This window comes from Roseicella sp. DB1501, from assembly GCF_013112485.1.
Taxonomy (GTDB): domain Bacteria; phylum Pseudomonadota; class Alphaproteobacteria; order Acetobacterales; family Acetobacteraceae; genus Paracraurococcus.
Genome location: NZ_JABFHG010000018.1, coordinates 60,165 through 71,420, shown reverse-complemented (window position 1 = coordinate 71,420; position 11,256 = coordinate 60,165). Strand labels below are relative to the sequence as shown.

12 protein-coding genes are annotated in these 11,256 nt (G+C 59.8%); 2 read left to right on the top strand and 10 right to left on the bottom strand.

The window, feature by feature from the left end:
* Positions 1-94 precede the first annotated feature (94 nt).
* The 10 genes from HJG45_RS25680 to HJG45_RS25635 all read right to left on the bottom strand — a co-directional run bounded on the left by HJG45_RS25680 (position 95) and on the right by HJG45_RS25635 (position 10,374).
* Entirely contained in the window at positions 95-1,531 is a 1,437-nt protein-coding gene (locus HJG45_RS25680) for a hypothetical protein (RefSeq protein ID WP_171616445.1), read from the bottom strand.
* 54 nt (positions 1,532-1,585) lie between these two features.
* Positions 1,586-3,043, bottom strand: a complete 1,458-nt coding sequence (locus HJG45_RS25675; protein ID WP_171616443.1) for a hypothetical protein — start codon at positions 3,041-3,043, stop codon at positions 1,586-1,588.
* A gap of 63 nt (positions 3,044-3,106) precedes the next feature.
* Positions 3,107-5,296 (bottom strand): phage portal protein, encoded by a 2,190-nt coding sequence (locus HJG45_RS25670; protein ID WP_171616441.1) that lies wholly within the window; start codon positions 5,294-5,296, stop codon positions 3,107-3,109.
* Positions 5,297-5,303: 7 nt separating this feature from the next.
* Positions 5,304-5,978 carry a hypothetical protein gene (locus HJG45_RS25665; RefSeq protein ID WP_171616439.1) on the bottom strand — a complete coding sequence of 225 codons (675 nt, stop codon included), beginning with the start codon at positions 5,976-5,978 and terminating at the stop codon, positions 5,304-5,306.
* A 26-nt stretch (positions 5,979-6,004) separates the two neighbouring features.
* The gene (locus HJG45_RS25660; RefSeq protein ID WP_171616437.1) at positions 6,005-6,478 is read right to left on the bottom strand and encodes a hypothetical protein; all 474 of its coding nucleotides are present in this window, start codon (positions 6,476-6,478) and stop codon (positions 6,005-6,007) included.
* A gap of 5 nt (positions 6,479-6,483) precedes the next feature.
* A complete protein-coding gene (terL, locus tag HJG45_RS29560; RefSeq protein WP_171616435.1) occupies positions 6,484-8,052 on the bottom strand; it encodes a phage terminase large subunit in 1,569 nt (522 codons plus the stop codon).
* Complete coding sequence (locus HJG45_RS25650; protein WP_171616433.1) at positions 8,049-8,594, bottom strand: hypothetical protein; 546 nt, start codon at positions 8,592-8,594, stop codon at positions 8,049-8,051. Before HJG45_RS25650 ends, terL begins: the two co-directional genes overlap by 4 nt.
* Positions 8,587-8,784 (bottom strand): hypothetical protein, encoded by a 198-nt coding sequence (locus HJG45_RS25645; protein WP_171616431.1) that lies wholly within the window; start codon positions 8,782-8,784, stop codon positions 8,587-8,589. Before HJG45_RS25645 ends, HJG45_RS25650 begins: the two co-directional genes overlap by 8 nt.
* Complete coding sequence (locus tag HJG45_RS25640; RefSeq protein ID WP_217363041.1) at positions 8,781-8,945, bottom strand: DUF4167 domain-containing protein; 165 nt, start codon at positions 8,943-8,945, stop codon at positions 8,781-8,783. The genes HJG45_RS25645 and HJG45_RS25640 overlap by 4 nt, the downstream gene beginning before the upstream one ends.
* A gap of 238 nt (positions 8,946-9,183) precedes the next feature.
* Entirely contained in the window at positions 9,184-10,374 is a 1,191-nt protein-coding gene (locus tag HJG45_RS25635; RefSeq protein ID WP_171616427.1) for a GIY-YIG nuclease family protein, read from the bottom strand.
* A 215-nt stretch (positions 10,375-10,589) separates the two neighbouring features.
* On the opposite strand from HJG45_RS25635, the gene HJG45_RS25630 reads away from it, so the two are divergent.
* Entirely contained in the window at positions 10,590-10,784 is a 195-nt protein-coding gene (locus HJG45_RS25630; RefSeq protein WP_171616425.1) for a hypothetical protein, read from the top strand.
* 41 nt (positions 10,785-10,825) lie between these two features.
* Positions 10,826-11,200, top strand: coding sequence for a hypothetical protein (locus tag HJG45_RS25625; RefSeq protein ID WP_171616423.1), 375 nt, complete (start codon positions 10,826-10,828; stop codon positions 11,198-11,200).
* Positions 11,201-11,256: the final 56 nt, after the last annotated feature.

Genomic DNA, 11,256 nt, shown 5'->3' with positions numbered 1-11,256 from the left:
CCTCAACCTGGCGCAGCTTCGCCACAATCTCCTCGGGCGTGTGGGCCTTCTTCCTCGCCATCCCCGAACCTCCCCCCGCAGTCGCCAGGCTACATCACCGGCGGACCACTTCTACGGGGGCAGGCCAATACCAGGAAGGCAGCGTCGTCGCCCAACCCAGGATCACACCGTCCGGCAGGTTCGGGTGAACCATGATCTGAGCTTTCATGCCGCCATACGGGTTGCCGATCGGGCTGAAGTAGGCGTTGATCGATCCGCCGGCTTTCAGCTCGATTGCATCGCTGTTGGCATCTTTGTTGATATGCAGCAGCGGGGCCGAGTTGTTGTTCAGGATCTTCGTGTAGATCGCGTCCGCCGTGTTGGCGCTCATCATCAGATGATCAACGCTCGATCGGGTCGCATTCCACATGCCCTTAAACATGTTCTTGATCTCGACGATACCACCGGCGCCATCCGGGGTCAGGCTGGTCGGACCACCGGCAGCCGAGCACGGCATGGAGTAGAAGTAGGCGTTGTTGCCAGGGATAAGAGCGGCGGTGGCCAGGCCGTCGAACGAAGCGACCGGGTTAGGACCGTTGCCCGAGCCATCGTTGTAGCTGCAGTCAGCCGTGATGTAGTCGGCCGTCTGACGGGTGCCCGTGACGAAGGTGTCGAGGCGCAGATAGTTAACCGTGGTGATCGCCTGCAGGTACATGTTGTTCGGCGCGCCGGTCGTCCCGACGTACCAGGCATAGCCCATGGCGCCCTGCACGTTCGGAACGTAGGCAACCAGAGACTGGCCATTACTGACAGCCTGGGCCGAGCTGATCGGCGAGCGGTTGGACGAACCACCGTTGATCGAGAAGTTCTTGCGATCGTTGCCGTTGACCGTGACGTTCTGGATCAGGCCACCAGCCACGCTGGAGTTGCCCATGCCTTCGAAAGTCAGGCCGACAGCGCAGACATAGTAGTTGCCACCAGCGATCGGCGAGCTGGATGGGTTGTTCGCAGCGACAGTGGTCGTCAGGGCGGACGGGGTGCCTAGGCGAAGGTTGCGGCTGCCACCCAGCAGAGTGGACTCTTCTTTCAGCCACAGCGATTCCATGGTCAGCACGCGGTCACGCGCTTCGACATCCATGAAGCCTTTTGAGCCGCGCACGGCTTCATCCGTGGTGAAACCTTCCTCGCCCATCGTCACGTATTTGGCGCTGGCGTCGGTCGTCTTGATGTTCTTGGTCGCGCTACGGCCGCCTTCTGGAACAATGGCGATGTTCGAAACGCCCGAGCCAACGATACCAGTCAGGACCTTCCAATTCAGAGCGATACCAGGCGCATTGCGGGCCGTCCGTGGCAGCATGTCGCGGACAGGCGTCAAGAACGGAATGTGTTCCAGCGCTGGCGAGCGCAGATCATAAGCGTTCAGTCCAAGGGACTGGGTGATGCCAGCCTTGTTCAGGTCGCCGCCTTCGCCTTTTTGGTTGGGATCGACTTTATTCGGATTGTCGAGGCTCTTACGCATTGCCTCAATGGCTTCGTTTTTGATCTTACGCATCTTGGACAGTCTCCATTAGGGGGCTTAAATGAGGGGGGATTTAAAGGGAGGGTTTTACTGGCGATCTTTGCGCATCTGAGTACGGGCCTCGTCCGGGGACAGACCGTTGTATTTGCGCATATCGATCTGGACGGGCTTCGCCGGTTCTTCCGAACCGTTCTGACCATTCAGAAGGGCGGTATACTTGACGCCTTTCGCCAATCCGGGTTGGGCTTCAAGATGCTCAATGCGCTTCGCCAGTTCCTCATTCCGCTTAGTCGCTTCGTCGTTCGCGGCTTTAAGAGTGGCGATGCCTTTGGTCATTTCCTCGATGCCGTCCGCCAGTTTGGCGACGACTTCGTCATGTTGTTTTTGCAGGTCGGCCTTTTCCGCCTTGGCTGCTTCGACCTCTGCCTTTGGATCGGCAGGTGCCGGGAAGGTAAGGTCTTTCAGGATCTCGTCATCGCCCGTGAACTTGCGCAGAGCGGCGACGTGGGCCTCCGTGAGACCCTCCGCTTTGGCGGCAGCGTCCGCGTCGACCGTGATATCGGCCACGCCCTGCTCCACCAGCGCCTTCAGAAAAGCGCACAGGCTGGCCAGGATGGCCTTCAAATCGGTCGGCAGGCTTGCCGTCTCGGCATCATGGAAAAGGGCGTCCATGGCCAAATTCGACTGCAGCCAGTCCAGGCTGTAGATGACGTCCACGATCATCGGCAGGTCGCAAAGCTGCTTGCTCAGCCCCGCGTCGAGAACAGCCTTGATTACCGCCTTGGCATCGGCTTCGGTGATGATCTTGCCATCTTCGCCCTTGGCCGCTTCTGCCTGCTCGGCTTTCGAGACGTCCGTCTGCTCAGGCGCATCGCCCTTGGCGGTCAGGACCTCGATGCCTTTCTGAAGTGCGTCCAGCGCGCGATCGGCAGGCGTGCTGTCCGCTTTATCCAGAGCCGCATTGTGGTCAACGGCTTCCTGTTCCGATTTGAAGAATGTCCCGTCCTTGGCTTTGAACCCAGCCTCGACTTCCGGCTCGGCAACTTGAAACTTGCGCATCTCAGAGGTGCCGTCCGCCTTGACGTATTCAAACTTGGCGGTCGGAATGCAAGGGCGATCAACGATCGAGATTTCTTTAAGGATCGGGGTGTAGCGCGTCAGCTTGGGATTTTCTGCGTCGGGCCAGCACTTCGCATATGCGCCGCCGATGGAAAAGCCGCTGTAGCAGCCGCCATCCACTTTATTCCATTCATTGTCGTCGATGATGTGGGCTTTGCCCATAATCGTCTTGCTGTTCGGATCGAAGGTGATTTCCTTCAAAACACCGGCGACGATATTGCCATGCTGAGCGCGGATATTGCCGAGGCTTTTCCCGCCGGTGGCTGCTTCGACTTCAGCGGACCATGCTTTAAACGCCGGGACGGCGGTTTCAAAATCCATGATTTCACGGGCATGGTCAGGCGTTTCGGCAGCGAGAATGCCCCAAACCATGCGTTGGGCTGCGTCTGCTTTGGTCAGACGCATGAATGCGTTAAGTTTTTCCATGTAGATCCTCGGAATTGAAAAAGGCCCCAGAACGGGGCCTTGTGTTGGCGAGAATTAAATCAGTCAGTCTTCGAAAACGGCGATGGTCGTGCAGCTGCAGCGCGGATGCTGGGGCGTCGTCATTGCCCCGCTCGGAAACAGATCGTTGATGCCGATCGGGCCGGCGTCCGCATTGACCTTGCAGATGTCGCAAGCCAGTGGATCGTCGAGCCATTGCTTCTTGACCTTCAGGCCAAGCTGATTGGCGGCGCGGTAGCCGTCGAGCGATCCCTGACCGCTGGCAAAGGCGGCCTCGGTGTTGGCGATCAGCTTGGCCCGGTCGGCGGAGAAAGCGTATGTGCCGGATATCTGGCTGGCGATCTGGGTGAGATCGTCGCCGGCGGCCGTGCGGGTGGCGATCAGCGCGCGGAGCTGGTCGCGAGTGGTCTCCTCGATCTGGGTCACCAGTTCAGCGGCGTGCTGGCTGGCCCAGGCGACTGCATCCTGGTTCACCTGGCCGAACAGGCTGGTGTTGACCAGGGCGATACCGGCATCGGCCAGAGTGGCTTCGGTCGCCTCCAGCGCGGCATCACTGAGCGCGCCGGAGATCGCCTTTATGTCGTTGATGTCCAGCAGGCTTAGCTGGTCGACAACCTCTCCGGCGCGCTTCCTGGCGGCTTCTTTCTCATCTTCGTCTGCCTTACCCATGACATGCATGCCGCGCAGCTGCGCCGCCGTATGCTGGGCCGTGTGATGCAAGGCGGTGAGTACCCGCTTATGGATAGCTGTGACCGCAGCCTTGGCCTTCGGCTTGGCCAATGGATCTGAATACTTTTTTCCGAGGGCCTTCTCCGGCTCGCCCTCCTCGTCGTCATACACCGGATCTGGACTGTTAGCCAAGTCAGTGGCCGCATTTGATCCCGCGACCGCGGCGTCGTCCTGGGCGTCCAGCGCCTCCTCCGAGGGGAGAGCCACAAAGCCGGCCCCGGTGATGATGCCTGGCCGGCTGGCGGCGCCGCCGAAGGGATCTCGCCCGATATCGGCGCGCGCCTCGTCGATGGTGATGATGCCGCCGGTGACGTCGCTCTTGCGGATCTGCGCCGCGACCAGCGGATCCTGCTCGGCGTCGCTTTTCCAGGCAAATTCGATGTCGTCGTATCCGAAGTCATGGAAGATGACCCGGTCCATGAGGCTCTTGATATGCGCCTGCAAGGGGCCGAGGCCTTCCTCAAGTGCGGCCTGCTTTGCAGTTTCCGCCGTCGCGCGATTGACCTGCTGGACGAACGGGGTCGGCGAGATCGAGAATGCGAAGCAGATGATTCTGGCGAGCCACTCGTCGAACTGGTCCTTGAGGGCCGCATCGACGATCGGCTGGAACGATCCCGGCTTGCCGGGGAGAAACGCGGCCTGCTGGCGCGCCGCCGTATTGCCGGTGGTCAGCGCGTTCCACCAGTCCCGCAGCGCCGCCATCTGCTCGGCGGAGACCGAAGGGTCAATCCAGAAGATGCCCTTATTCAGGTTGCCGTCGGTGTAGTGGCTGAGCTGCGTCTGGGCGCGCTCAATGGCGGTCCGGACGGTGGTGTAGATCCATTGCACCGGGCTCAGCCCGTAGATGTCGCGCGTGCTGACGTTGCGCGGCGCGTAGATCATCTCGTCGGTCGTGAAATTGCCGACGATGGAGCCCTTGTAAAACTGCTGGAATGCCGGATTGGGCGGCGGCGGCAAGCGACCTGTGGGATCGGCCTTCAGGGTGATACTGTCACCTGGAATGAGGTCGAGAGAGTAAAGGCGGCCTTTGAGATCGCGGACCTTCTCGATGGCGACGGCGTCGGTGACGAAGAGATCGTCCAGCAACGCACGGAGCCAGCGATTCCAGTCTAGATTCTTGTCCGGATAGCGCAGGAAGTTCTGCACTTCCTTGATCCGGGGATCGTCCGGCCGGACCTTGGTGTCCTCGCGCGGCTTGATCTGCCACGGCATGGATTCAAGCTGGTCCTTGCGGCGCTCGATGATAATGCGCAGCAGGTCACAGTTCTCGACGAGCTGCCAGCATTCTGCATGGCTCACCCGGCTTTTCGGCCGGGGGGCCATCTGCATGTTGAAGCCGACCGGCATGTCCCAGGCGAAGGGTTTGGTTCCCTTGGGAGCATTGGGGGTCAGAGGCTGTCCCGGCGAGAGCCAGGAACTCGGCTTTACCTCTGTGATGACATAGCGCGCAGCTTCGACAACGCGCGTGGCAATGCCGGGGCCTTCCCCATTTTTGCCGCGCGCCATGTCGGTGTTAGCTCACGCGGACGGAGTTGATCTTGGCGAAGGTCGCGCTCGCAGCGGTTTCAGTCAGGACCGTTTCAAGCTGGAGCAGAACCTTGTCACCAGGGTTCAGGGTCGTGCCGGTGACGGTGAAGGCGATGTCGGCCCCGCCAGAGGTGATAGCGGTTGCAGCGCCTGGACCGATATCAGCGCCGGCCGTGCCGTCTGCTGCGATACGGAAGGCTTTGACCTGTGCCGTCTTCACGGACAGCGTGCCGGCGCCAGAGGTCGCGGCGTTAACCGTGACGGTCAGGTTTTGGCCGGCGACATAGTTGCTCGGCAGGATGTACTCGAACACCGCGTCGTCGGTTTTGCTGTTGTTGTTGGCGGCTTCCGAGACCAGGTTGAAGTTTGCACCCAGCGTGACGCCGAAGCCGAACTTGCCGGCGGAGGCTGCAGCCGAGAGGGCCGAGCCGTCCGTGTTTTTGAACTCGGACAGACGCAGCGTGGTGGCGTAAAGGCCGTTCGCGCCTTGTGCCTGGCTGGATGCCGCGAAAGAGCAGCCGTCGAGCAGCATCTCGTTCACGTCGACCGACTGGACGCCGACGACGTTGCCTTGTTTCAGATTGCCGTTGCTGTCCGCCGTGTAGGTATTGCCGCTACGCGGTTTGTAGGTCTGGCCGACCGTGCCTTTCATATTCGCCATTGCTGATTTCCTCTAATGGGTTTGGGTTATTCGGCCTTCGCTTTGGCCTTGGAATTCTTCTGTTCTGCTTTTGGCGCTGGTTCGGCAGCCGGAGCCGAGGCAGGGTCAGGTGTCGTGGCGGGCTCGGGCAGCAGCGCGGGCTGTTCGGCGAGTGGGGCTTCCGGTTCCGGCGCAGCAGGCAGCGGGGCGTCGAGCTCGTCCTGCGTCGCCTCGCGCGCGATCTGGTGAGTGGCGTCAGCCAGCAGTGCGTTGGCATGATCCAGCGGGACATCGCGCAGGATGCCGTTGCCATCGGAATGGTGGATCCGGCCCTCGAAGTAGAGGCCATGGCTGACAAGCAGCTTGAGGTGTTTGACGGGGCCAACAGTCGTGGTGACGGCACCCTGTTCCTGCAGAGCTAGGATGTCGCCGGTTTCGACGTTGGTGATCAGGCCATCGGCGTCTGCGGTATAGGCGCGGCCGTGCAGGCCCGTCAGCGCGGCGCTTGGCTGCGTTTTCATGTAAATCATTGCTGTGCTTTCTGGTCGCTGAGGAACTGGAAGAAGCCGGCGTTCGGGCCGGTCACGACGCCGAGCATGTCGGAGATGGCGTCGCACATCGGGTCGATCTGGTCGTCGTGTGCGTGGCTGTCGTCAGCGGTGAATGCTTCGCACTCAGCGATGAAGTCGTTGGCCCATGCCGCTGACATCGGTAAGCAGACACATCCAGCTTCGATGTAGGCGGTGACATCCATGACGCGAGTCAGTTTGTCTTTGTGCCGCTCGATCCCGACGATCGGTATCGACGGCTGTCCGCTTCCGCCGCGTTTCAAATCCTGAATCAGGCCGGTGCCGCTTGCCTTGTCTTCGACTTTCATCTGCCTGAGGACGCCTGCTGCTTCCGGCAAGCCCTTTTGCTTAATCCAGAAATCGATGGCTGCCCGCTTAAGGTCTGGCGCTTCCCATTTCCCCCGGATCATGTCGAGGAGGTAGATTTTACCGTCCTCGCCCTTGCCCCAGCACTCGAAGACGCTGTAGTCGTTGCGCTCACCCGTCTTCTGGGCGGTATCGGCGTAGATCGTGCGATGGACGATCTTCGGGATCGGCCCGCGCTGGAACCATGAGCCGCGAATCAGATTGCCGCCAAGAGCAACGGGGCTTTGCTGGTACTGGCTGGCGAAGACGAACCGGCTGATCCGGTTTCCTTCTTTGTCGGAAGCTGCGCCGCGCTCCATGTCGATGAGCTCGGACAGGTCCTCTTTGGCCTGCCAGTACGAGAACCGGCCGTGTTCGTCACGGGTGCTGGTGTCGCAGCACTCGAGTAGATCGTGGCCGTAGCTTTGCAGCTTGGCCTCGTCGAGCAGGGCAGGGATCTCGACGAAATGCCAGACGCCCGGCAGGTTCCCCGCCTTGATGAAGGCCGATGGATCGTCCTCAGCGAGGCGCTGCATGATGACGATGACCGGCGTGTCCGGCCGCATCTTCCTCGACTTGACGGTCGAAATCAGGCGGCGATTGGCCTCGGCCTTGGCGGGCTTGCTGAAGGCATCGTCGGCTTTCAGCGGATCGTCGATGATAATCGCGCCGTTGAAGCCGTCGGACATGTGGCCAGCCCGGAAGCCGGTGATCTGGCCGCCCAGTGGCACGGCGTAAACACCGCCGAGCTTGCGGCCGTCTTCGTCGATGACGTTCCAGCGCTGCTTCGACTTGGCGTCGTTGGCGATCGAGATCGGCCACATGCTTTGGAACTCGTCGGACTGAACGAGATCACGGGCCGTTTCCGAGTTCAGCAGGACCAGCGTTTCGCCGGATGAGATATGCAGGAAACGCGAGCGCGGATTGAGCGCAAGGCCGCGGGCGATCAGATTTATAACGACGCACTCGGTTTTGCCTGAACCGGGCGGGACGTTGATGACGACGTTTTTAAGCTCGCCGTCTATAATTCTTTGCACCGTCCTGGCGACGACATAATGGTGCCAGTTGACAATGAACTTGAAGCCGTTGCGCTGTTTGAAAAAGAACCGGGTAAAATAGAGGTGGTCAAGCTCGCACTTTAGTTTGACGATTTCCCGATACTGCGGATTGTCGAGATTCACACATCCTGCTCGGCTTGCTCTATCATGGTTTTAAGTTCTTCGCGGCTTAAAGTCGCGCTTGCGGTTGTAATTGCTCCGCCGTTAGGGCCGGCCAATTCAATGTCCTGTTTGTCGCGCCAAGCTTCGGGATGGCGGTTCTTCAGCCAGAACATGGCGGCTGTGGTATCAGGCGGCGCCGCCTTCTTGACCGGGACAGTGACGATCTTCTCTTCGGTCTTAATCTTTTTGCCCGTATCGTCGAAGAACTCTTCCTTCACCTTGAAGGCTGCTTCTTCGGTCCATTCGGCGCCTTCGGCCCGGTTAAAAAGCTTGCTGGCAATGTGCATGTCAGCCACCTTCTTGCCGCGCCGCAGGGCATCAGCAAATTCCGGATGCTCGAGCTTCCAGTTATTGATCGTGGCCTCGCAGACGCCGAAGATTTCGCCCAGAGTTTTATCGGTGGCGCCGAGCAAGCAGATCTTATAAGCCTGCTCGGTATATTCGTCCCGGTACTTCGTTGGCCTGCCTTCGGGGCGCGGCGCATCGTCCGTGCTGTCACTCATGCCCGCGCGCCTCTCGAACCCGGGCCAGATACTCGCGCCGGATCTCGGCGCGGGCTTCGGCGGTCTCCAGGGCCAGGGATGCGCCACCGCAGCCTTGGCAGGTGTTGCGGATCTTGGGGTCATAGATGCATAGCATTGGGTCGCCACATTCAATGCAATGCACGACGCGCTTACGGTCCAGGTAGGTCATGCTGCTGCGATACGCCGCCAGTGATCGGCGTGCTGGAAGAGGGTTTCTGCGTTGTGGTCGCCGGCGCGCTGGGCGTCCTCGGCGAGGGTCAGGTACTTGTCGGCGATCTGGTCAGCGGATCCGCGAATGGTCTTTCCTGCGGGGCCGGTGCTGGTCATCATGTACCTGGTTTGAATCTGGCGCGCCGCTCGGTTTGTCATGGATATGTTGATTCCTGGGGTCTAGGCCCGCAGGACTGAATGCAATGGCCGAGCTGACGCAAAAAACTGGCCGAAGCCAGCGAAGTAAACAGGGAGGTCGGGAGGAAAATGGGTAACAAAAAAGCCCCGCGGTGCGAGGCTTGTGTCTGACGCACGAAGTGCATCATGAAGAAAACAATATACCGGAATAAAAGGCCGGTCAAGAAAGTTTTGCATCAACTCCCGTCGGATGGATAATCCGGAGGACGTCGATCACCTCCTGAATGCTTACGTCGTACCATTCTCCACGTATTTTGCAGTTAGAAAAATGGCTGTGGATCTCGCGTTCAACGGCACGGCTAGCGACCAGTCCGGTTTTCATCAGATAAAACAAATTAAGCTTGTTCGGGTTGGAAGACTGCAACTCTGACACGCGTTTGAGAGGGCTCCCCGAATAGCCGATCTTAAACGGACCATCCTGCGACGCGCCAATGATATAAACAAATCCTGGATCGTAGTTCTTGTACTCGCCTATGACGTCACCCCAGCCGGCGTGGATGCAGTATTCGTTGAGGCCGAAGAGAAGGTGCCGCCCTGCTAGCTTATGGTCGGATAGGCGCGCCCTGACAGCGGCCTGACGCAGCCCAATACCCTCGAGAACCACGGCGTTAACAACCTTGAGGGCCAATGGGGCGTCCGACTTCAGGCGGCTGGACCAGGTCGTGTACCTGGGCACCAGCTTCATGGCCCGGTCCTCGACGGCGTCGCGCAAGGACGCGCCAGACACGCCACCATAGGCGCGCATGTTAGAAACTGAGGCGAGCTCGCCAGCCAGATAGCGGAAGCTGAATTCGATCTCGACGCAGGCATCCTGCATCTGGTTCGGCAACAAACGCTCGATCTCGGCGTTGACTTGGCGCATCATGAACGCTGACGCTTGGCGCTCGCCTGTGACCTTGCGGAGAACCGGGACCGGGGCTTTCTCCTCGGCCGTCATCTCTTCGCCTTGCATTTTATCCAAAATGGCTTTGAAAGCGGCGAGGCCGCGGCGGCAATGCTGATAGCGCTCTGAGTTACACAGGCCGAAGACATCGCCCCTTACAAGCCTGTCGAGAACGGCGCTTTGATAATGTTCTTTGGTGGTCAGCGCCCAGACTTCGTATGCGCGGCGCAAGTCGTGGTTGCTGAAGATGGATGGGGTCTTGTGGTCGGTCAGAGTATGGGTTAATGACGATCGCTGTTTTTCATCGCCCGTGTATATGCGGTATGCTGAATGAAAAGTCCTGGCAACATGCTCGTTTTGAGTATTTTTATTTGGGTTTTTATCTTTTAGTTTTTTGTTCCGCGGCTTAGCCTTCCGCGCTGCGATGATTTCTGCACAGCCGTCAACGGCAACAGTGTTGCCGCTCATACCTGATCCCAAGATTTGCCCCCAGTTTGCGATCCCCACACAGGATCGCTGTCAAACATTCTGTGCGAGAAGCGGGTAAAAAGCAACAATGTTGCTAAAATAAATGGAACCATAACCCTTGGTATAGTTTGCGGCTGCGTTTACCAGTTCTTAACCGGCTGGGGATTATCGTCCGTTATCGCCGCATCACGCGGCTTAAAACAACGGAGGAAACGATGAAAGCTGTATTGCCTGTGATGTGTTTTGTGATCGGTATCGGGGCCGGTTTTGTATCTGGCCAGTGGAAAGGCCAGGTGGATACGCTCAAGGCGCAGATCGAGGGACAGGCCCCCGGCGTCAGCCCGACTTACGTTGCCGAGGTCAGCGACGATGTCCTGGCGCGGTCGCGGGCGAAGATGGAGAAGCGATAAGCATTGATGCTTCGATGCGGGCTCCGCCACGGGAGCCACCCATGCCCACCATCGCCAGGCTTGCCTTCCTCACCGCCGCCATAGCGGCCCATGCGCCGTCCGCGCTCGCCCAGGGGCAGTGCACGCCGATCCGCTTCGCGCGCGGGGCCTCGTCGGCAACGGTGTCGGGGACAGCCACCAACATGGACGCCGGCGCCACCAGCGCCTGCTTTCTGCTCGAGACCGGTCCGGGGCAGACCGCACGGGTGCGCCTGACGCGGGGCGGACCCGACACCGCTTTCACGATCCCTGACGTCGTCGACAACCAGAGCGACTATCAGTTCAAAACCAAGGCGCGGACCTACACGATCAGCGTCTACCAGACCTTCCGGCGGACGCCGCCGGGACCGTTCACGCTGGAGGTGGCGGTGAGGTGAGAATGAAAATCACCCGCTCGGCTTCCTGCGTCATTAAAAGGGGATGATCGCACATT